We start from the raw sequence: 21,644 nt of genomic DNA, 5'->3' as shown, positions 1-21,644 counted from the left end.
CTTGTTGTATGTAATGAGTGTGAAAAATAAGTGCAAGGAATAATCAGTGGGAATTTCCCACTGATTACATGTAAGTGTTTGTTGTATATGAATTAGAAACTATTATTTTGAAGGTGAGCCTTTAATATATTTCCACAAATCATGGAATACACGAGCTTTGTGCAATGTATTAAGTAGTACTAAGGTGACTGGACCGATGATTAATCCTAAAAAGCCAAAGAGTTTAAAGCCGACAAATAGAGCAATCAGTGTTGCTAATGGATCGAGGCCGATATTAGAAGAAAGTACTTTAGGCTCCATAATTTGTCTTTGGACAATCACGACGATGTATAAAATGAGAAGACCAATGGCGAAAGCAGTGTCGCCAGTGAAAAATACGTATATAACCCAAGGAACGAAGACAGCTCCTGTTCCTAAATACGGGAGTAAATCTACAACACCTGTAATAATCGCGATAGTAATGGCGTATGGTACGCGTAATATTAAAAGTCCGATTAGTACAATAATAGTTGTCATAGATACGAGTGTAAGTTGCGCTTTAACAAAACCGAATAAAGCTTTTCTTAAATCGACAAAAATCGTTTTTCCATAGCCATGAACACGGTTGGGTAAAAATTTTCTTACTTTCTGAGCAAGACGATGCCAATCGTAACTAATGAAGAAAGTAGCTAATAAAACGAATACAAGCACAGTTAAAGTTGTTGGTAATGCACTAATGAAATTTGTTAATCCGCTTATAATAGCCGTTAAAAGTTCTTTCATTTGCGTCGTTGCTTCTGTTCCTAGGTTTTGAATGTTTTGTGTAATCGTATACCGCTGTGGTTCCCCAAGATGATTAAATTTAGAAATTAAATCATCATAGAGAGGCATAATATGATTAAGTGCAAATTGCTGAGCAAATGCAACGATATCTGGAAACTTTACTGTAACAAGTTGTAGTAAGTATGTTGTGGCAGATATTGCCTCTGTTACAAGGTATGTAACGAGTCCGACGATAGCTCCGAATACGAGAATTAAGCTAACGAGTACTGCGAGTGCGCGAGGAAATTGTAGTTTTTGATTAAGGAAATTGACGACAGGATTAATCAAATAAGCAAATGCGAAAGCGATAATGAAAGGGTAGATAAGTCCTGACATATATAGTAATGCATAGAACCCAGCTACCGTCGCTACAATCACAAATATGAGTCGCAATATCATATATAGTAAGTTTCGATTCAAAGATGTATACCTCCCATTCCAATTTGGATTATCCTAATTCGTTCAACTTATAACGAGTGTGCCCGACTGATTAAAGTTTCACTTTATGTTATAGTGGAATGATGGATTTTTCCTGCTTTTTCAGTACGTGAGTGACTGTGAAAGCTTGGTGTTGATGCTTCTACTATATGGTAAAAACTTCATTTTCTCTTCTTTTTATTTTACCTGTTTCTTTTTAGAAAAGAAAGGAGAGACGACCGTTTTTAAAAATGTATACATGCTTCCATTTTGATGGTGAAAGTCTCAGGTTATCATTTTAAAATACATAAAAAAATGAAGTGATTCATGTTGAATAGGCATCGATATAGCATGTATAACGATAGGTTTAAAGGTATTTTTGTTTGGAAATGAGTTCATTATTTTCAGAAAGGAAGTGCAAACATGATTAGTCAGTCAACGTTATTTTTATTCATACTACTTATTATAGGACTTATTGCGAAAAACCAATCGCTAACTGTAGCTATTGGTGTGTTATTTTTATTGAAATTTACGTTTCTAGGAGATAAAGTCTTTCCATATTTACAAACGAAAGGAATTAATCTCGGTGTTACGGTTATTACAATAGCAGTACTCGTCCCGATTGCGACGGGGGAGATAGGTTTTAAACAACTTGGAGAAGCAGCGAAATCATATTATGCATGGATTGCTTTAGCTTCAGGAGTAGCGGTTGCCTTGTTAGCAAAAGGTGGCGTGCAATTATTAACGACGGATCCTCATATTACAACTGCCCTCGTTTTCGGGACAATTATAGCGGTTGCTTTATTTAATGGAGTTGCTGTAGGTCCATTAATTGGGGCTGGAATTGCCTATGCAGTTATGAGTATTATACAGATGTTTAAATAAGGAATTTTATAGTAATATAAAAATTTTGAATTCTTTCTGTTCACAAAAGTCAGATAATTGTTTATAATAGGATTAGAAACTTTGAAAAGTTACATAACAGCAGAGACTTTACACCAGATAAAATAAAAACAACATAAAACAATTTTATAATGATATTGTTTTATGTTGTTTTTATCATAAAACTCTTCGGAATTAATTTTCCTCACTAACTTGTTGTTTTGAGCGTGAGGATTCGGGGAGACATTCACGCTCATGCTTTCCATGTAAACAATGGACAATAAGAGGGGAACATCGCAACAAATTTGCATGATCGTGCATTTTGCTTGCCTAAAGAGTGAACGGGCGTTCATAATTCAAAAGGGAAGCAAATAGATATAAGGAGCAAGGTTGGGAGAATTTTCAGGAAAAGGAGAGAATGTCATGACTGTTATTCGAGGTTTAGAAGGGGTAGTAGCAACAACATCATCTGTGAGCTCTATTATTGATGATACATTAACTTATGTTGGGTATAATATTGATGATTTAGCTGAGAATGCTACATTTGAAGAAGTAGTATACTTATTATGGCATCGCAAGCTTCCTAACGAACAAGAACTAGAGAAATTTAAAGGGACTGTATCGGAATACTATAAAGTGCCAGGTGAGATTTTAACATATTTGAAACAAGTAGATTTAAAAATCGCACATCCGATGTCTGTTTTACGAACTGCAATTTCCATGCTATCATTATACGATGAGAGCGCTGAAATTATGGATGAAAAGTCCAATTATTTGAAAGCGGTTAAATTACAGGCTCAAGTGGGAACTTTAGTTGCTGCTTATGCAAGAATTCGTAAAGGGTTAGATGTTGTTGAGCCTAGAAACGATTTATCATTAGCTGCAAATTTCTTGTATATGTTAAATGATCGCGAACCAAACGAAGTTGAAATTGAAGCTTTTGATAAGGCACTTGTACTTCACGCAGATCATGAGTTAAACGCTTCTACATTTACTGCACGCGTTTGTGTAGCTACACTTTCAGATGTATATTCTGGTATTACAGCGGCAATCGGTGCGTTAAAAGGTCCTCTTCACGGCGGGGCAAATGAAAATGTAATGAAGATGTTAACTGAAATCGGCGAAGAAGAAAATGTAGAATCATATATTCATAATGCTCTTCAAAATAAAGTGAAAATTATGGGCTTTGGCCACCGTGTATATGAGCAAGGTGATCCACGTGCAAAACATTTACGTGAAATGTCCAAGAGATTATGCGTGCTTTTAGGAGAAGACAAATGGTATAATATGTCTATCAAAATTGAAGACATTGTAACAAAAGAAAAAGGTCTTCCACCAAATGTTGATTTCTATTCAGCTTCTGTATACCATTGTTTAGGAATTGACCATGACTTATTTACACCTATCTTTGCAATTAGCCGTATGTCAGGCTGGTTAGCTCATATTCTAGAACAATATGAAAACAACCGTTTAATCCGTCCACGTGCTGACTATAATGGACCAACACATCAAGTGTACGTTCCAATTGCACAACGATAAGCGAAAAACACTATTTCGATAGTGAAAATACGCTTTCAAAAGTCTGATTTTTTCGGAAAGATGTAATGATTAGAATATTTTAATTTGACTAACGGTTTGAACTGAGGGGTTATTCCCTCAGTTTCATACATATGAAATTTCAAACATGGGGGTTATCACATTGACGACAGGTGAAAAAATTACTGTAACTAATGGTGTTATGAATGTACCAAACAATCCGATTATTCCATTTATCGAAGGAGATGGAATTGGTCCTGACATTTGGGCAGCTGCATCTCGCGTACTAGAAGCAGCAGTTGAAAAAGCTTATGATGGTGAGAAGAAAATTGTTTGGAAAGAAGTGCTTGCAGGGGAAAAAGCATTCAACCAAACAGGCGAGTGGTTACCAGAAGAAACTTTAAATTTAATCCGTGAGTATTTAATCGCGATTAAAGGTCCACTTACAACTCCAGTTGGCGGTGGTATTCGTTCTCTAAACGTAGCACTTCGTCAAGAATTAGACTTATATGTATGTCTACGTCCAGTTCGTTATTTTGAAGGTGTTCCTTCACCTGTAAAACGTCCGGAAGATACTGATATGGTTATTTTCCGTGAAAATACAGAAGACATTTATGCTGGAATTGAATATGCACAAGGGTCTCCAGAAGCAGAAAAAGTTCTTGCTTTCTTAAAAGAAGCAATGGGTGTTAATAAAATCCGCTTCCCAGAAACATCTGGTATTGGTATTAAACCAATCTCAGAAGAAGGGACAAAGCGTCTTGTTCGTGCTGCAATTCAATATGCAATTAACGAAAAACGCTCTTCTGTTACATTAGTTCATAAAGGAAACATTATGAAATTTACAGAAGGTGCTTTCAAAAACTGGGGTTACGAAGTAGCGGAACAAGAATTTAGCGACAAAGTATTTACTTGGGCTGAATATGATCGTATCGTTGAGAAAGATGGTAAAGATGCAGCGAATAAAGCGATGGCAGATGCTGAAGTGGCTGGAAAAATCATCGTAAAAGATTCTATTGCAGACATCTTCTTACAACAAATTTTAACTCGTCCACGTGAGTTCGATGTTGTTGCAACAATGAACTTAAACGGAGACTACATCTCTGATGCACTTGCTGCGCAAGTAGGTGGAATTGGTATTGCACCTGGTGCAAACATTAATTATGTAACTGGACATGCTATCTTTGAAGCTACACACGGTACAGCTCCAAAATATGCAGGTTTAGATAAAGTAAACCCATCTTCAGTTCTTCTTTCTGGTGTATTATTATTAGAACACTTAGGATGGAATGAAGCTGCGAAATTAGTAACTGCTTCTGTTGAGAAAACAATTGCTTCAAAAGTAGTAACTTATGATTTCGCACGCTTAATGGAAGGTGCAACGGAAGTGAAATGTTCTGAGTTCGCTAATGAACTTATTAAAAACATGGATGTAGCGATAATCAAAAACGCATAATTAAAGCGGGGGGTAAATTATGACAATCAAACGCAAGAAAGTTTCAGTCATCGGTGCAGGATTTACAGGAGCAACAACAGCATTCTTATTAGCACAAAAAGAACTTGCAGATGTTGTATTAGTGGACATTCCACAACTGGAAAATCCAACAAAAGGGAAAGCGTTAGATATGTTAGAAGCGAGCCCAGTACAAGGTTTTGATGCTAACATTATTGGAACATCTGATTACGCAGATACTGCTGATTCTGACGTTGTCGTGATTACAGCAGGTATTGCGCGTAAGCCTGGTATGAGCCGTGATGACTTAGTAGCAACAAACTCTAAAATTATGAAAAGTATTACGCGCGACATTGCAAAACATTCACCAAATGCAATTATTGTTGTATTAACAAATCCAGTTGATGCAATGACATATTCTGTATTTAAAGAAGCAGGATTCCCGAAAGAGCGTGTTATCGGTCAATCGGGCGTATTAGATACAGCTCGTTTCCGTACATTCATCGCACAAGAATTGAATCTTTCTGTGAAAGATATTACAGGATTTGTTCTTGGTGGACACGGTGACGATATGGTACCTCTTGTACGCTATTCTTATGCAGGTGGCATTCCGTTAGAAACGTTAATTCCGAAAGAGCGTTTAGAAGCAATCGTAGAACGTACCCGTAAAGGTGGCGGCGAGATTGTAGGCTTATTAGGAAACGGTAGTGCATATTACGCACCAGCTGCTTCTTTAGTTGAAATGACAGAAGCAATATTAAAAGATCAACGCCGTGTATTACCGGCTATTGCGTACCTTGAAGGTGAATATGGTTATAGTGACCTTTACTTAGGGGTACCAGTAATTTTAGGTGGTAACGGAATTGAAAAAATTATTGAATTAGAACTTCTTGCAGATGAAAAAGAAGCGCTAGATCGCTCTGTAGAATCTGTACGTAATGTTATGAAGGTTCTTGTTTAATAATTAAATATAAGTAGAAAAAGATTCGGGGCCCCGAATCTTTTTCTACTATATATGCAAATGTTTTTTTGAAATAATATGAAAACGCTATCATTTGATGTATCCTATAATGAAACTATAGATTTATACTATACATTGCCCTCATCATAGTAAATTTCGGATCAAGTATCGCTTTTAGTAGGATAATAAGGTGAAAAAATCGGAGGGGGTTGTAACATGTTAAAGAAAAAAGTTCAAATTGGTCGTAAAATGGATGAAATTACAGTAGGAGAGAAATTATCTATCACTGAAAAAATTGAGGATAAAGATTTGTTATTGTACTTAGGTTTAACGAATGATGCCAATCCATTATATATTCAGCATGATTACGCATCCCAAACTCCGTATGAAAAGCCGATTGTACCAAGCATTATGCTAACTGGAATGATTACAACGGCAGTTACGAAATATTTACCAGGTCCAGGTAGTCATATTACGAGAAAGGACCTTACGTTCGTGAAGCATGTTCACCATTATGAAACGTTACAAATCCACTTTGAAGTTGTGGCTGTTTCTGAGGAGGAGCATACAATTGATATGCTTGTATCTGCTCATGATGAAAAAGGAGAAACGGTTGTAAAAGGTTCATTAACAGTAACGCCGCCTTTTAAATCAGTTTCTATTATGGAAAAAGCATTAGATAATTTTTAAAAAATGAAAATATAAATAGCGCTAGCATACCTTACTATAAGGGGGCTAGCGCTATTTTTAGTTGAAGAATCCTTGTGTGAATCCCTCGGCGAAATCGGAGCAACCTGTTTTAATCGTATCCCAGCTTGGGGCGTTGAATGTAAGAATGCACGTTACTATTAAAGATAGAATAGGTAGAACTAGTCGCATAAAAGACCTCCATATAATAAATATTTATATATTTAAATTAATAATATAAATATTGGTAATGTAAGTCAATGAAAGGGGTGGTTTTTTAGGATGAGATGGAAAAAAGAAGACGTTATCTTTGAAACGATGAGAGAAGCTGAAGTGTGTGCGGACGGGGTCGCGAATGAAATGTATGGAAAACTATTTGATGAATATGAAACGCCGGACTATAAAATAGCGTATGCTCTTTCGTTTTTTCTAGCGCAAAATCGAGAATTCAATATTCATACGGAAGTAGAATGGAATGAAAAGATAGATGTGTATAAAGTATGGATAATAACACGTTAATCGAAGTGAATGAGTAATAACGATAGAACAATCTGAATCCATGAATAGACAATTATATTGAGAGGGACCTTGTTTTCTAGTATGATGAGAATAACGGGGAAAATACTAGGATGAAGAAGGTTTCAAGTCTATAACTTGGAGGAAAAGAATGAACAATCGTATTTTAGTAGTTGATGATGAGGAGTTTATCTTAACTTTAATTGAATTTAATTTACAACAAGCTGGGTTTGAGGTTATAACTGCGATGGATGGAGAAATGGCGCTTCAAAAAGCGACAACAGAACGCCCAGATTTAATTATATTAGATTTAATGCTTCCAAAAATGGATGGTATGGAAGTGTGTAAAGAATTACGATTGCAGCGCGTTATGACGCCGATTTTAATGTTAACAGCAAAAGATGATGAATTTGATAAGGTGCTAGGCCTTGAACTTGGGGCGGATGATTATATGACGAAGCCATTTAGCCCAAGGGAAGTTGTTGCACGTGTGAAGGCGATTTTACGCCGTACGAAATTACAGCAAGAAGAGCAAGTTACAGAATCATCAGATGAAGAGAGTATCACAATTGCTGAGCTTAAAATTTTACCAGAGTTTTATGAGGCTTATTTCCAAGAAAGAAAGCTTGAATTAACACCAAAAGAGTTTGAATTACTTGTTTATCTTGCAAAAAATAAGAGCCGCGTGTTGACGCGTGATCAATTATTAAGTGCTGTATGGAACTATGATTTTGCTGGTGATACACGAATTGTGGACGTTCATATTAGCCATTTGCGCGATAAAATTGAACAAAATACGAAAAAACCGGTGTACATTAAAACGATACGTGGTTTAGGATATAAATTAGAGGAGCCAAAAGGGGATGAATAAATTTCGTTCCAGGCTTCTTTTTACATTTGTTTCTCTTATTGTTTTTATTTTAGTCGGACTAGGTTTATTGCTGGAAACTGTGTTTGAAAACTACTATATAGATCATGCAAAAGAGAGAATGGTAAAAGAGACAGAATACGTTGCTGTACTAGCAGAAGAACAAGGTTTTGATGATGTTTTAAAAAATCCGTACGTATTTGGAAAGTTAGAAGAAAAAATCCAGGCGTCTATTGCATTTGTAGATGAAAAAAAGAAAGTTCAATATAGCGGAGGAGAACATTCTGCGTTTAGCCAAGGGATAATTAAAGAACTTTCTTCAGAAACAACGAAACAAAGAAATAAAGTCATTACGAAAGAAACCGATCAAAATAATGAATTTTACCATGCGGTGTTCGTGCAAGATGTAGCAGGGAAACAAGGATACATTTTGGTGAAAAGTACAATTGAGCCTTTGAAAGCTGTTCATCAAAAAACGTGGGGATTATTAATTATCGGATTTGTTATCGCGTGTCTCGTCGTTGTATTTTTAGGTATGAGAATTACAGGACAATATATTAGGCCGATTGAATCCGTTACGAAAGTTGCTATCGAATTAGCGAAGGGTAATTATAAAGCACGCGCTTATGAAAGTCATTCAGATGAAACGGGAATGTTAAGTAAGGCGATTAATATTTTAGCTCGTAATTTACAAGAGATGACACTTGAACAAGAAATGCAACAAGATCGTCTGCATACGTTAATTGAAAATATGGGAAGTGGAATGATTTTAATTGATAGTCGTGGTTATATAAACCTTGTAAACCGTTCATATAAGGAAACTTTCCACGTAACAGATGAAGAATATTTAGATCGTTTATATTATGAATCGTTTCATCATCCAGAAATTATAGAGCTTGTGGAAGAAATCTTTATGACAGAAGTGAAAGTGCGTAAACAAATGTTATTGCCGCTTGGAATTGAGCGAAAGCATTTTGAAGTATATGGAGCACCGATTATTGGGACGAATCATGAATGGAAAGGGATTGTACTTGTATTTCATGACATTACTGAGTTAAAGAAATTAGAACAAATGAGAAAAGACTTCTTAGCGAATGTTTCTCATGAACTAAAGACACCGATTACTTCTATTAAAGGTTTTTCGGAAACGCTCTTGGACGGTGCTATGGATAATAAAAAATTCTGTGAACATTTCTTACACATTATTTTAAAAGAAAGTGAACGCATGCAAGGGTTAATTGAAGATTTATTAGATCTATCAAAGATTGAACAACAAGGATTTAAATTGAGTATGGGGACCGTTGATATGAAGGGACTTCTTGAAGACATTCATATGGTGCTTGATAATAAAGCGGGAGAAAAAGAAATCTCTCTACAAATAAATACGCTAAAACGAGTCTCTGTCATTGGAGATCCAAGTCGTTTGAAGCAAATCTTTATTAATTTAATTAACAATGCAATCGTATATACGCCGGCTGGAGGCGTTGTTTCTGTAGAATTAGCAGAAGATAAATATAATGCTTATATAAAAGTTTCAGATACTGGAATTGGTATCAGTAAAGATGAAATTCCGCGTATTTTTGAACGCTTTTACCGAGTAGATAAGGCGAGAAGTCGAAATACTGGTGGGACAGGTCTTGGATTATCAATTGTAAAGCATTTAGTTGAGGCGCATCACGGTACGATTACAGTGGATAGTGAAGTTGGGGAAGGGACAACATTTACAGTTGTTTTACCAAAATCAGCAACTGAAAAATAGGATGAAGGATGTTTACAATATATTAACAATGGCTTAATTAAATATTAATAAAGCTCTGTTAATATAATACATGAAAACCCCTTCATCCAAGGAGTAATTTTGGGCGAGAATAGTTATGCTGTTCTCGTCACTTCCCTTTTATATTAGTAAACGTTTTTATATATGATAGAAAATAGCCGTTATTTTTCTTCTCTCTATTAGTCATGTTAATATAGAGAGAGGAAAGGAACGGTTTTTTTCTTTGAAAAAAATCATTTCAAATTTGTATGGGGAGGTTTCTGATTTGGAAAAAAAGGTCGTATTAGTAGATGGTAATAATATCGCCTATCGTGCTTTCTTTGCACTACCGCTTTTAAATAACGACAAAGGTATACATACGAACGCAATTTACGGTTTTACAATGATGTTGATGAGAATATTAGAGGAAGAAAAACCGACGCATATGTTAGTAGCATTTGATGCGGGGAAAACGACATTCCGTCATAAAACATATAGTGAGTATAAAGGAGGGCGTCAAAAGACTCCACCTGAATTATCAGAGCAATTTCCGTTTATTCGTGAGATGCTTGATGCATTCAACGTACCGCGCTATGAATTAGAAAATTATGAAGCGGACGACATTATGGGGACGCTAGCGAAAGAAGCGAGTGAACAAGGAGCAAATGTAAAGGTTATTTCAGGAGATAAAGATTTACTTCAACTTGTTTCTGATAACACGCTTGTATGTATTCCTAGAAAAGGGATTACGGAAGTAGATGAATATACGAAAGAAGCTTTATTTGAGAAATACAGCTTATCACCCAAGCAAATTATCGATATGAAAGGTTTAATGGGAGACCAATCGGATAATATTCCAGGTGTACCAGGAGTTGGTGAAAAAACTGCGATTAAATTGTTAACACAGTTTGGAACGGTTGAAGAAGTGTATGAAAATATAGATCAAGTAAGCGGGAAAAAATTAAAAGAAAAACTGGAAGCAAATAAAGAGCAAGCTCTTATGAGTAAAGATCTTGCAACGATTATTACAGATGCGCCGATTACAGTGCATGTGGATGATATGGAGTATAAAGGGTATGAAGCAAGTGATGTCATTCCGATGTTTGAGAATTTAGGATTTACATCTCTTTTAAATAAATTAGGTGTTACGCCAGAAGAAACGGCTCCAGCTGAATTAGATGATATTACATTTGATATTGTGGAAGAAATTACAGATGAAATGCTTCAGCAAGATAGTGCGCTTATTGTTGAAGTACAAGAAGATAACTATCATAAAGCAGATATTCAAGGTTTCGGTATTCAAAATGAAAATGGTTGCTACTTTATTCAGACAGACATTGCATTTAAGTCAGACGCTTTTAAAGAGTGGCTTGCAGATGGAGAAATGAGGAAGCATACATTTGATGCGAAGCGTGCGATTGTTGCATTGAAATGGAACGGTATAGATATGCAAGGGATTGATTTTGATCTATTAATCGCTGCTTATTTACTTGACCCAGCTGATACAGATAAAGATTTTCGTACTGTAGCAAAGATGAAAGAAACGCATGCCGTGAAATCCGATGAAGAAGTTTACGGAAAAGGTGCGAAACGTGCTGTTCCAGAGCTAGAAGTAGTAGCAGAGCATGTAGCCCGTAAAGTGCATGTATTATACGATGTAAAGCAAACTTTCGTTGAAGAATTAGAAAAGAATGAGCAATATGAACTGTTTACAGAGTTAGAATTACCGCTTGCACGCGTATTAGCTGATATGGAGGTAAAAGGTGTAAAAGTTGATACAGAACGCCTTCGTAATATGGGAGAAGAACTTGCAGGTAGATTAAAGGAAATGGAACAGGAAATTTATAAGCTTGCGGGAACAGAATTTAATATTAATTCACCGAAGCAGCTTGGTGTTATTCTGTTTGAGAACTTAAACTTACCAGTTATTAAAAAGACGAAAACAGGTTATTCTACGTCAGCAGATGTACTAGACAAGCTTATGGATCACCATGAAATTATTCCAAACATTTTACATTACCGTCAATTAGGGAAACTAAATTCAACTTATATTGAAGGGTTATTAAAAGTTGTGCATGAAGATTCATCTAAAATCCATACTCGTTTCAATCAAGTATTAACGCAAACGGGCCGATTAAGTTCAACGGATCCAAACTTGCAAAATATCCCGATTCGATTAGAAGAAGGAAGAAAGATTCGTCAGGCATTCGTTCCATCTGAAGAAGGATGGATTATGTACGCAGCGGATTATTCGCAAATTGAACTTCGTGTATTAGCTCATATTGCAAATGATAAAGGGCTAGTTGACGCGTTCCAACATGATATGGATATTCATACGAAAACAGCTATGGATGTATTTGGCGTTAAAAAAGATGAAGTAACTTCAAATATGAGACGACAAGCGAAGGCTGTTAACTTCGGAATTGTGTATGGTATTAGTGATTATGGTCTTTCACAGAACTTAGGAATTACAAGAAAAGCAGCAGCGGAATTTATTGAAAAGTATTTAGAAAGTTTCCCTGGTGTACAAGAATACATGGATGACATCGTAAAAGATGCGAAGCAAAAAGGATATGTGGCTACACTATTAAATCGCCGTCGTTACATTCCAGAAATTACGAGTCGTAATTTCAATTTACGTAGCTTTGCAGAGCGTACAGCTATGAATACACCAATTCAAGGTACTGCAGCAGATATTATTAAAAAAGCGATGATTATTATGGCAGATCGTTTAGAAGAAGAAGGATTACAAGCACGTCTTCTTCTGCAAGTACACGATGAATTAATATTTGAAGCGCCAAAAGAAGAAATTGAAAAATTAGAGAAGCTTGTACCAGAAGTAATGGAGCATGCAATTGAACTTGCAGTTCCGCTAAAAGTTGATTATTCTTACGGTCCAACTTGGTACGACGCAAAATAAGGAAGTGATGAAATGCCTGAATTACCAGAGGTTGAAAACGTCAGACGGACACTTGAAAATCTTGTAACAGGAAAAACGATTGAAGATATTATTGTTACGTATCCAAAAATAGTAAAACGACCGGATGATGTAGAAATCTTTAAAGAAATGCTTAGAGGCGAGAAGATTGAAAATATAAAGCGAAGAGGAAAGTTTTTGCTTTTATATGTAACGAATTATGTTATTGTTTCACATTTGCGTATGGAAGGTAAGTTTTTACTGCATCAAGAGGATGAGCCAATTGATAAGCATACGCACGTCCGTTTCTTATTTACAGATGGAACTGAATTACATTATAAAGATGTGAGAAAGTTTGGTACGATGCATCTCTTTAAAAAAGGTGAAGAGTTGAATCAAATGCCTCTTGCTGACTTAGGTCCGGAGCCGTTTGATGCTGAATTGACACCGCAGTATTTACAAGAAAGATTGCAAAAGACGAATCGTAAAATAAAAGTTGTATTATTAGACCAGCGTCTATTAGTGGGACTTGGAAATATATATGTAGATGAAGTTTTATTCCGTTCTCACATTCATCCGGAACGAGAAGCGTCGTCTTTAACAACAGAAGAAATTGAACGAATTTACGAGGCGACTGTTACAACGTTAGGCGAAGCAGTGAAGCGTGGCGGAAGTACAATTCGAACGTATATTAACTCGCAAGGGCAAATTGGTTCGTTCCAGGAACTTCTAAATGTATACGGAAAAAAAGGAGAACCGTGTGTGACTTGCGGTACGATATTAGAAAAAACAGTTGTTGGCGGAAGAGGAACGCATTACTGCTCGATTTGTCAGCCAAGAATATAGAAAAGAGATAACATCGGATAGGCATTTGTCATATACATACAGCAGAGCTATGTATAAGGGAGGAGCTTACCGATGTACCTTTATTTATCTCTTATTTTATTAGCTTTTACATTAAGCTTAGATAGCTGTAGTGTAGGGCTAACATATGGTTTAAGAAGTGTAAGAATTCCACTAAGATCAATTATAATTATCGGAATGTGTTCAGCGGCTGTTATGCTTGTTTCAATGGGAATTGGGCATATGATCGCAAAAATATTTTCACCTGTTATCGCAACGCGTATCGGTGGGCTTGTTCTTATTGGAATAGGAATTTGGGTATTATACCAATTTTTTCGAAGTGAGAAAAAAGAAGAACCGAAGCAAGAGGAGAAGGTTTGGAAATTAGAAATCGCTTCACTCGGGCTAGTGATCCAAATTTTACGGAAACCGACTGTCGCAGATTTCGATAAATCAGGCACCATTTCTGCAGGAGAAGCATTGCTTCTTGGTATCGCTCTTTCTGTAGATTCGTTCGGTGCTGGAATTGGTGCATCTTTATTAGGGTATGCACCTGCTATGATGGCAATATTAGTTGCGGTTATGAGTTCTTTGTTTTTATTTATCGGAATGAAACTTGGAACGGTTTTATCAAATATGAAATGGTTACAAAAATTTACATTCCTGCCTGGGGTATTACTCATTATTATTGGAATTTGGAAAATGTAAGTATGGGCGTGGAACATTAGTTTCGCGCCTTTTATATTGTGAGGAGGATTATGATGACAGTAGTAATTGGATTAACGGGAGGCATTGCAAGCGGGAAAAGTACGGTATCAGAAATGTTTCGTGAGTTAAGTATACCGGTTATTGATGCGGATATTATTGCAAGAGAAGTTGTAGAGCGAGGAAAACCAGCATATAACAAAATAGTAGAAGTGTTTGGAGCGGAAATATTACAAGAAGATGGAGAACTGGATCGGCCGAAATTAGGAAGCGTCGTTTTCTATAATGAAGAAAAACGATTGCAGTTAAATAAAATTGTTCATCCTGCAGTGCGTGAGGAAATGAATAGGCAAAAGGAAATGTACATAAAAGAAGGTGCGCAAGCGGTTGTGTTAGATATTCCTCTCTTATTTGAAAGTAAATTAACAAGTCTTGTTGACCGCGTTTTAGTTGTAGCAGTTAAACCACAGACGCAATTAGAACGTTTAATGAAGCGAAATAATTTTTCGGAAGAAGAAGCAACAGCTCGTATTCAATCTCAAATGCCATTAGAGGAAAAAGTGAAACATGCAGATGAAGTGATAAATAATGATGGCACAATTATGGGAACGAAAACACAATTGCAGGTAATTTTAAAGAATTGGAACATTATTTACTAAAAAATTGTGAAATTAATGAAAATGCTTAGTGACATATCCCCTTTTTGTGTTATACTATTATTGGGATTGGAGATAAATAGTATAACGCATTCAAGGGGGATAACATATTATGACTCGTGTGGCAATTAATGGATTTGGACGTATTGGGAGAATGGTATTTCGTCAGGCAATAAAAGAAAGCGCATTCGAAATTGTAGCAATCAATGCAAGCTATCCATCTGAAACGTTAGCACATTTAATTAAATATGATACAGTTCACGGCAAGTTTGACGGAACAGTAGAAGCATTTGAAGATCACTTATTAGTTGATGGAAAAATGATTCGCCTTTTAAACAACCGCGATCCAAAGGAATTGCCTTGGACAGATCTAGGTGTTGAAGTTGTAATTGAAGCAACTGGTAAATTTAATTCAAAAGAAAAAGCAATTCTTCATGTTGAAGCTGGAGCGAAAAAAGTTATTTTAACAGCGCCTGGTAAAAATGAAGATGTAACAATTGTAGTTGGTGTGAACGAAGACCAATTAGATATTGCAAAACATACTGTTATTTCAAATGCATCTTGTACAACAAACTGTTTAGCACCTGTTGTTAAGGTGTTAGATGAGCAGTTTGGAATTGAAAACGGTTTAATGACGACAGTTCACGCTTATACAAATGACCAAAAAAATATTGATAACCCACATAAAGATTTAAGAAGAGCACGTGCTTGCGGACAATCAATTATTCCGACAACGACAGGTGCTGCGAAAGCGCTAGCAAAAGTTCTTCCGCATTTAAATGGAAAACTTCATGGTATGGCACTTCGTGTACCAACACCAAACGTGTCTCTTGTTGACTTAGTAGTAGATGTAAAACGTGATGTGACAGTTGAAGCTATTAACGATGCATTCAAAACTGTTGCAAATGGTGCGCTTAAAGGCATTGTAGAATTCAGTGAAGAGCCTTTAGTATCTATTGACTTTAATACAAATACACACTCAGCTATCATTGATGGTTTATCTACAATGGTAATGGGTGATCGTAAAGTAAAAGTACTTGCTTGGTATGATAACGAGTGGGGCTACTCTCGTCGTGTTGTAGATCTTGTAACGCTAGTTGTGGAAGAATTAGCGAAACAAGAAAATGTACAACATATTTAAGTGAATAAGGGGAGGGCAAGTGAATATTTGCCCTCTTTTTTTATTTTTTTCGAAAAAGGTAAAAATTATAGGGGTATATTTTCGAAAGTGGACATACCACGAAACGTTGTGATTACTGTATTTGTGAATCATTTATTTTTTTTAGGGAAAAGTAAAGAGGAAAATATGACAGAAAATCGAAAAAACTGTTGTTGCAAAATGAAAATAAACAAAGTATACTAACACTCGTAAACTTAAGAGCTGAGGTACGTAGTCACTACTTAAAGGGTTAGGACCTCTCTGGACTAACTTTCCCCCGTGGTAGTGGAGCAAGCCAAATTGCAAATTAGTTTTCAATTCGAACAGTTAGAATAAATTTACAAGGGGGAACTGTAGAATGGATACTATGGATACGATGGGTCGTCACGTGATTGCTGAACTTTGGGATTGCGATTTCGACAAACTGAATGACATGCCGTATATTGAACAATTATTTGTGGATGCAGCACTAAAAGCTGGTGCTGAAGTACGTGAGGTTGCTTTCCATAAATTTGCACCACAAGGTGTAAGTGGAGTAGTAATTATCTCGGAATCACATTTAACAATTCATAGCTTTCCGGAGCACGGTTACGCAAGTATTGATGTTTATACTTGTGGGGATCGTATTGATCCAAATGTTGCTGCAGAATATATTGCAGAAGGTTTAAACGCAAAAACGCGTGAGAGCATCGAGCTTCCTCGAGGCACTGGTAGCTTCGAAATTAAGCAGAGAGAAACAAAAGCTCTTTAAAAAAGAACATAATTGATTTAAAATGTAAAGAGGTGTATAATGCACCTCTTTTTTAGTTTATAAAAAAGGAAAAATATAACGTACTCGTTAGGGAAATAAATGGAGCTCTTACGAATAAGTTAGCATTCCATCTACCATCTTATTTTCGAAAACGAGATGATGACATAACGTGCTTTAACTTAAAGTGGTAAGAGAGTTAGAATGAGTTATATAATAATGTATATATATTGTCAGATGAAGTAAGTAGAGAAAAAATAAAGAGTATAGTGTAAAGGAGTGAATATATTGCGTTGTCCATCCTGTTCTCATAATGGTACAAGAGTGTTAGATTCGCGTCCGGTAGACGAGGGGCGCTCTATTCGAAGAAGGAGAGAGTGTGAAAGCTGTTTAAGCCGCTTTACGACATTTGAAAGAGTAGAAGAGTCACCTCTTATCGTTGTAAAAAAAGAAGGCACACGAGAAGAGTTTAATAAAGAAAAGATTTTACGTGGCTTAATTAAAGCGTGCGAAAAAAGACCAGTATCTTTAAGACAATTAGAAGAAGTAACTCAAAGTGTGGAACGTGAACTTCGTAATTTAGGTATATCAGAAGTGAAAAGTGATATGATTGGTGAAATTGTTATGGAAGAACTGCGTGATATCGATGATGTTGCTTACGTGCGTTTTGCTTCTGTATATCGCCAATTTAAAGATTTAAATGTATTTATTGAAGAATTAAAAGATATACTGCAAAAAGAAAGAGAGTAGAATCTGTATTGTATTCTCTTTACATACTGTAAGGAATGAGATAAGAGAGCTAGAAGCGAAAGCTAATAGCTCTTTTTCGCTAAGAAATTATCTAATAAAGATAGAACGAATACAGTAGAGGATAGATTGGATGAGAGAAAGGAAAAGCAAGAATGGAAAAACAGTCATGGATGGAGCTATTGCCGATTGATCGTTATAAAGTAAGTGCGAAAGGGTTACTGCATAATTACGACCGAAAAGTATTGACGATGTTGTATCAACCGTTAATAGGTAGTAGAGCTTTTAGCTTGTACATGACGCTATGGGGAGAGTTAGAGCAAGATCGTGTGTTTGGAAAAGAGAATACGCATCATTCCCTTATGGTGACCATGCAAATGCAACTTCCCGAAATATATGAGGAACGAGTAAAGTTAGAGGCAATTGGGCTTTTGAAAGTATATATTAAGAAAGAAAAAGATATTCGAATGTTTATATATGAGCTGCAACCACCTTTATCTCCAAAGCAGTTTTTTGATGATATTGTTTTAAGTATCTTTTTATACAATCGATTGAGTCGCACAAAATATAATCAAGTAAAGCAATACTTCTTAGAAGAAGAATTTGATTTTGTATCTTATGAAAATGTTACGCGTTCTTTCAATGATGTATTTGGTTCGTTTAATCCTGGACAGCTTGAGCATGCGCAAGAGGATCTTCGTATTCCGAAAACGACAGCTATGCCAAGTCGCGAGAAGGGAGACGCTCCAAAAGTTTGGAATGATTTCTTTGATTTCTCCTTATTTGTAGATGGATTGTCTGCTCTTGTCCCTAAAAAGGCAATTACAGATCAAGTGCGAGAATGTGTCATTACACTTGCTTACGTGTATGATGTAGATGTGTTATCGATGCAAAATATCGTTCTTGGTGCGGTGACAGAGATGCAGACAATTGATATTGAAAGGCTTAGAAAAGGAGCGCGTGATTGGTATCAGTTTGAAAACGGGCAAGCGTTACCTGTATTGAGTGAAAGAGTACAGCCTCATGCTGCACGTATGATGAAAGAGAAAGAGCCTTCTACGCAAGAAGAGATGTTAATCAAACAGTTAGAGGAAATCTCACCAAAGCAGTTATTGAAAGAAATCTCTGGCGGTGCAGAGGCGACGAAGGCGGACTTGCAAATCGTTGAAGATGTAATGATTAATCAAAAGTTAATGCCAGGTGTTGTGAATGTACTTATTTATTACGTTATGCTACGCTCAGATATGAAACTTGCGAAAACGTACGTAGAAAAGATTGCTGGGCATTGGGCGCGTAAAAAGGTCGGTACAGTAGCTGAAGCAATGGCGTTAGCGAAAGAAGAAAACCGTCAATATCAAGAATGGGCTGAGACGAAGAAAAAAGGTCGTACGTCGAAGAAAACGGTGCGAAAAGAAATGGTACCAGATTGGCTGAAAGAAGAGCCGAAAGAACAAGCGAAAGAAACTGTGAAAAAAGATGTAAGTGCTGAAAAAGGTGCAAGTACGTTAGAGGATGAACGAAAACGACTAGAAGAAGTGTTGAAAAAATATAAGCGTGATTAATAGAAGAGAATGAACGCTCTTTGAGGTGAGGAAATGGAGCATATTCAAAATTCATTTGCAAAGTTAATGGAAAATGAAAATTTTAAAAATAGATATGAGGTATTAAAGGCGGAAGTAATGGCACATCCGCGTGTGAAAGAATTTATAGACGCACATCAAGGTGAAGTAACAACTTCTATGATTGAGCGTAGCCTTGTGAAGTTATACGAATATATTGGACAAAGTGTAGGTTGCGCGGATTGTCCGGATTTAGGCTCGTGTAAAAACATGTTGCAAGGATATGAGCCAAAGCTCGTTATCCAAGGGAAGGTGATCGATATTCAATACGATCGTTGCGTTAGAAAAGTAGCATATGACGAGAGAAAGAAATATGAAAAACTCGTTCAAAGTGTATATATGCCATCTGATATTTTACAGGCAACGATGGAAAACTTGGATCCATCAGATTTAGATGCACGTATTGATGCAATTGGTGCAGCTAATGAATTTTTAAGTACATATGAACCTGGTAAAAAAGTACAAGGTTTATATTTGTACGGTAAATTTGGTGTAGGGAAAACGTATTTGCTAGGGGCAATTGCGAATGAGCTTGCTCGAAAGAAAATAAGTTCGATGCTCGTATACTTCCCTGAATTTTTACGTGAAATTAAAAGTTCGATTCAAGATAATTCGATTGGGGAAAAGATTGATGCGGTGAAACGCGTACAAGTTTTAATGTTAGATGATATTGGAGCAGAAGCGATGTCAAGCTTTGTGCGTGATGATGTGCTTGGTGCAATTTTACAATTCCGTATGTTAGAAAACTTACCGACGTTCTTTACGTCTAACTTTGATTTCAAGGAGTTGGAACATCATTTAACGTATACACAGCGCGGTGAAGCGGAAGAAATGAAAGCAGCTCGTATTATGGAACGAATTAAATATTTAGCGAAACCAATTCCAATTGGCGGGAAAAACCGTCGCCATAAGTAAAGAGTAAGCTGAGAAGCTTGCTCTTTTTTTCGTATGAAGTACTTTTCAAGGTAGTCGAATTGTAAAATGAAAAGTTCTTATTGAAAATTCGTAGTAGCTTGTATCATTTTTTTCTCCCTCCCTTAATATATATAAAATTAGCAAGCCATATTGAGTGGATTTTCTAACGATAGGAAATGTAATTCTACTAAGAGTGAACTTCACGCGGAACGGACTCTTATAGGATTTGTAACGTATAGATACAGTCCTTTAGAGCAGGGATAAAAGGGGGGACAAAAGTGATTGAAATTTGCTTCGAAGAAAAAAATGATGCTATGCACGTATATAGACAACTACTGAAAAGAGCGGAACTGTTATATGAGGAAACGAGTGTGTATTTACAGGAACAAAAAGTGGTGATTCACATACCAGTAGGTGAATCGAATTATATTGAAAAGATTTTATTGCCAGTAATGGTATATTTTATTGTGAATGTGAAACAAAATGAGTGGATATATACAATCTTAAAAGAGAAGTTTTTTTATGAAGAAGAGGAAGAGTGTCATCAAATATTGCATATGGCACATGAGATTTTAAAGGGAAGAAGAAAAGGAATTACCCGTGAATTAACGCGTCACACATTTGAATCATATATTAAATCTTCTTTAAATAACTGGCTTTGTGATCCACTTTCATTCTCGTTTTCATCATATGTTCGTTTTCGTCTTCGTACATATAGGGAAATGGTAGCTAAGCTTGCCGAAGTGGCGATTGATGAATATAAGTTGGAACAAGAATATCAAATGTTTATTGAGTCGCTAAGGCAACAAGTGCGTAGCCGGAAATCACGTTTGTCCTGTGTGCATCTTATTTTTGATGAGAGTTTTATTTTCTACGATGATAAAGGTAGACGTTTAAAACAGGAGAAATTGGTTCAATATATAGATGAGGAATTATTGAAGCAAAAGGATGTATATATTGATACGAAAGTAATTGCACCACTTCTTTCTATTTCGCCGAAAAAAATTTATTTATATACGAAAGAACAAGACCATAATATGATTATTACTTTGCGAAATGTATTTCAAGAACGGGTACAATTACATGGATTACATGAGTTTGAGCGCAATGTGAAAAATTTAAAAAATAAAGGTAACGCCCTTGATTTTCTAAGTTTTTGAGCATATAATTACCTACATAAATGAAATATATTGAAATGTCATGATGAGGACATGAGTAGTTTTCTACGATTTTCAGAGAGGGAAGCCTTAGGGTGTGAGCTTCCTAGTACGGGATTATTACTTACCACCTCTAAACTTTAGCAGTGAACGATTTTTCTAGTAATTGCTAACGGACAACACCGTTATGTTGAACTTGAGCAATTAACAATAAGGTTAATTGGAACAAGGGTGGAACCACGAATTCAACACTCGTCCCTTTTTACGGGATGAGTGTTTTTTATTTTGAGAAAAAGAGGAG

19 protein-coding genes and 1 other annotated feature are annotated in these 21,644 nt (G+C 36.1%); of the genes, 18 read left to right on the top strand and 1 reads right to left on the bottom strand.

Annotated elements, in window-relative coordinates:
* Nucleotides 1-102: 102 nt before the first annotated feature.
* Entirely contained in the window at nt 103-1,221 is a 1,119-nt protein-coding gene (gene ytvI, locus AAG068_RS23005) for a sporulation integral membrane protein YtvI (protein WP_098668049.1), read from the bottom strand.
* Between the two features lie 420 nt (nt 1,222-1,641).
* On the opposite strand from ytvI, the gene AAG068_RS23000 reads away from it, so the two are divergent.
* From AAG068_RS23000 to ytxC, 18 genes are all read left to right on the top strand, one after another.
* The gene (locus AAG068_RS23000) at nt 1,642-2,103 is read left to right on the top strand and encodes a DUF441 domain-containing protein (protein ID WP_000625507.1); all 462 of its coding nucleotides are present in this window, start codon (nt 1,642-1,644) and stop codon (nt 2,101-2,103) included.
* Nucleotides 2,104-2,490: 387 nt separating this feature from the next.
* Nucleotides 2,491-3,639 carry a citrate synthase gene (gene citZ / locus AAG068_RS22995; RefSeq protein ID WP_116746257.1) on the top strand — a complete coding sequence of 383 codons (1,149 nt, stop codon included), beginning with the start codon at nt 2,491-2,493 and terminating at the stop codon, nt 3,637-3,639.
* A gap of 160 nt (nt 3,640-3,799) precedes the next feature.
* Nucleotides 3,800-5,092 carry an NADP-dependent isocitrate dehydrogenase gene (gene icd, locus AAG068_RS22990; protein ID WP_061457751.1) on the top strand — a complete coding sequence of 431 codons (1,293 nt, stop codon included), beginning with the start codon at nt 3,800-3,802 and terminating at the stop codon, nt 5,090-5,092.
* A 19-nt stretch (nt 5,093-5,111) separates the two neighbouring features.
* A complete protein-coding gene (gene mdh, locus AAG068_RS22985) occupies nt 5,112-6,050 on the top strand; it encodes a malate dehydrogenase (protein WP_000153232.1) in 939 nt (312 codons plus the stop codon).
* A 216-nt stretch (nt 6,051-6,266) separates the two neighbouring features.
* Nucleotides 6,267-6,740, top strand: a complete 474-nt coding sequence (locus tag AAG068_RS22980) for a MaoC family dehydratase (protein ID WP_000914180.1) — start codon at nt 6,267-6,269, stop codon at nt 6,738-6,740.
* A gap of 279 nt (nt 6,741-7,019) precedes the next feature.
* Nucleotides 7,020-7,256, top strand: a complete 237-nt coding sequence (locus AAG068_RS22975; RefSeq protein ID WP_342715940.1) for a hypothetical protein — start codon at nt 7,020-7,022, stop codon at nt 7,254-7,256.
* A 148-nt stretch (nt 7,257-7,404) separates the two neighbouring features.
* On the top strand, nt 7,405-8,124 hold the full coding sequence (gene phoP, locus AAG068_RS22970) for a two-component system response regulator PhoP (RefSeq protein WP_342715939.1): 720 nt from the start codon (nt 7,405-7,407) through the stop codon (nt 8,122-8,124).
* Nucleotides 8,117-9,880 carry a sensory box histidine kinase PhoR gene (phoR, locus tag AAG068_RS22965; protein ID WP_342715938.1) on the top strand — a complete coding sequence of 588 codons (1,764 nt, stop codon included), beginning with the start codon at nt 8,117-8,119 and terminating at the stop codon, nt 9,878-9,880. Before phoP ends, phoR begins: the two co-directional genes overlap by 8 nt.
* A 283-nt stretch (nt 9,881-10,163) precedes the next feature.
* Nucleotides 10,164-12,797, top strand: a complete 2,634-nt coding sequence (polA, locus tag AAG068_RS22960) for a DNA polymerase I (protein ID WP_342715937.1) — start codon at nt 10,164-10,166, stop codon at nt 12,795-12,797.
* A 12-nt stretch (nt 12,798-12,809) separates the two neighbouring features.
* Nucleotides 12,810-13,640, top strand: a complete 831-nt coding sequence (gene mutM / locus AAG068_RS22955; RefSeq protein ID WP_342715936.1) for a DNA-formamidopyrimidine glycosylase — start codon at nt 12,810-12,812, stop codon at nt 13,638-13,640.
* Nucleotides 13,641-13,712: 72 nt separating this feature from the next.
* On the top strand, nt 13,713-14,345 hold the full coding sequence (ytaF, locus tag AAG068_RS22950; RefSeq protein ID WP_000281740.1) for a sporulation membrane protein YtaF: 633 nt from the start codon (nt 13,713-13,715) through the stop codon (nt 14,343-14,345).
* 53 nt (nt 14,346-14,398) lie between these two features.
* On the top strand, nt 14,399-15,001 hold the full coding sequence (coaE, locus tag AAG068_RS22945) for a dephospho-CoA kinase (protein ID WP_342715935.1): 603 nt from the start codon (nt 14,399-14,401) through the stop codon (nt 14,999-15,001).
* 109 nt (nt 15,002-15,110) lie between these two features.
* Nucleotides 15,111-16,139, top strand: coding sequence for a glyceraldehyde-3-phosphate dehydrogenase (locus AAG068_RS22940; protein WP_342715934.1), 1,029 nt, complete (start codon nt 15,111-15,113; stop codon nt 16,137-16,139).
* A 385-nt stretch (nt 16,140-16,524) separates the two neighbouring features.
* Nucleotides 16,525-16,908, top strand: coding sequence for an adenosylmethionine decarboxylase (speD, locus tag AAG068_RS22935; protein WP_098413228.1), 384 nt, complete (start codon nt 16,525-16,527; stop codon nt 16,906-16,908).
* 285 nt (nt 16,909-17,193) lie between these two features.
* Complete coding sequence (gene nrdR, locus AAG068_RS22930) at nt 17,194-17,655, top strand: transcriptional regulator NrdR (RefSeq protein ID WP_001203687.1); 462 nt, start codon at nt 17,194-17,196, stop codon at nt 17,653-17,655.
* A gap of 152 nt (nt 17,656-17,807) precedes the next feature.
* Nucleotides 17,808-19,214, top strand: coding sequence for a replication initiation and membrane attachment family protein (locus tag AAG068_RS22925; RefSeq protein ID WP_342715933.1), 1,407 nt, complete (start codon nt 17,808-17,810; stop codon nt 19,212-19,214).
* 33 nt (nt 19,215-19,247) lie between these two features.
* The gene (gene dnaI / locus AAG068_RS22920) at nt 19,248-20,186 is read left to right on the top strand and encodes a primosomal protein DnaI (RefSeq protein ID WP_342715932.1); all 939 of its coding nucleotides are present in this window, start codon (nt 19,248-19,250) and stop codon (nt 20,184-20,186) included.
* A 278-nt stretch (nt 20,187-20,464) separates the two neighbouring features.
* Entirely contained in the window at nt 20,465-21,346 is an 882-nt protein-coding gene (ytxC, locus tag AAG068_RS22915; RefSeq protein ID WP_306184461.1) for a putative sporulation protein YtxC, read from the top strand.
* Between the two features lie 31 nt (nt 21,347-21,377).
* Nucleotides 21,378-21,606: a binding site (T-box leader), on the top strand.
* Nucleotides 21,607-21,644 lie beyond the last annotated feature (38 nt).

The organism is Bacillus paramycoides (genome assembly GCF_038971285.1).
Taxonomy (GTDB): Bacteria; Bacillota; Bacilli; order Bacillales; family Bacillaceae_G; genus Bacillus_A.
Note: the sequence above shows the minus strand (reverse complement) of the source record. Positions and strands in the feature narration are given on the sequence as shown.

Coding starts and splice junctions, on each gene's coding strand:
- AAG068_RS22925 (WP_342715933.1), top strand. CDS start 17,808: ATGGAAAAACAGTCATGGATGGAGCTATTGCCGATTGATCGTTATAAA.
- coaE (WP_342715935.1), top strand. CDS start 14,399: ATGACAGTAGTAATTGGATTAACGGGAGGCATTGCAAGCGGGAAAAGT.
- phoR (WP_342715938.1), top strand. CDS start 8,117: ATGAATAAATTTCGTTCCAGGCTTCTTTTTACATTTGTTTCTCTTATT.
- AAG068_RS22980 (WP_000914180.1), top strand. CDS start 6,267: ATGTTAAAGAAAAAAGTTCAAATTGGTCGTAAAATGGATGAAATTACA.
- ytaF (WP_000281740.1), top strand. CDS start 13,713: ATGTACCTTTATTTATCTCTTATTTTATTAGCTTTTACATTAAGCTTA.
- speD (WP_098413228.1), top strand. CDS start 16,525: ATGGATACGATGGGTCGTCACGTGATTGCTGAACTTTGGGATTGCGAT.
- AAG068_RS23000 (WP_000625507.1), top strand. CDS start 1,642: ATGATTAGTCAGTCAACGTTATTTTTATTCATACTACTTATTATAGGA.
- AAG068_RS22940 (WP_342715934.1), top strand. CDS start 15,111: ATGACTCGTGTGGCAATTAATGGATTTGGACGTATTGGGAGAATGGTA.
- mutM (WP_342715936.1), top strand. CDS start 12,810: ATGCCTGAATTACCAGAGGTTGAAAACGTCAGACGGACACTTGAAAAT.
- phoP (WP_342715939.1), top strand. CDS start 7,405: ATGAACAATCGTATTTTAGTAGTTGATGATGAGGAGTTTATCTTAACT.
- dnaI (WP_342715932.1), top strand. CDS start 19,248: ATGGAGCATATTCAAAATTCATTTGCAAAGTTAATGGAAAATGAAAAT.
- mdh (WP_000153232.1), top strand. CDS start 5,112: ATGACAATCAAACGCAAGAAAGTTTCAGTCATCGGTGCAGGATTTACA.
- AAG068_RS22975 (WP_342715940.1), top strand. CDS start 7,020: ATGAGATGGAAAAAAGAAGACGTTATCTTTGAAACGATGAGAGAAGCT.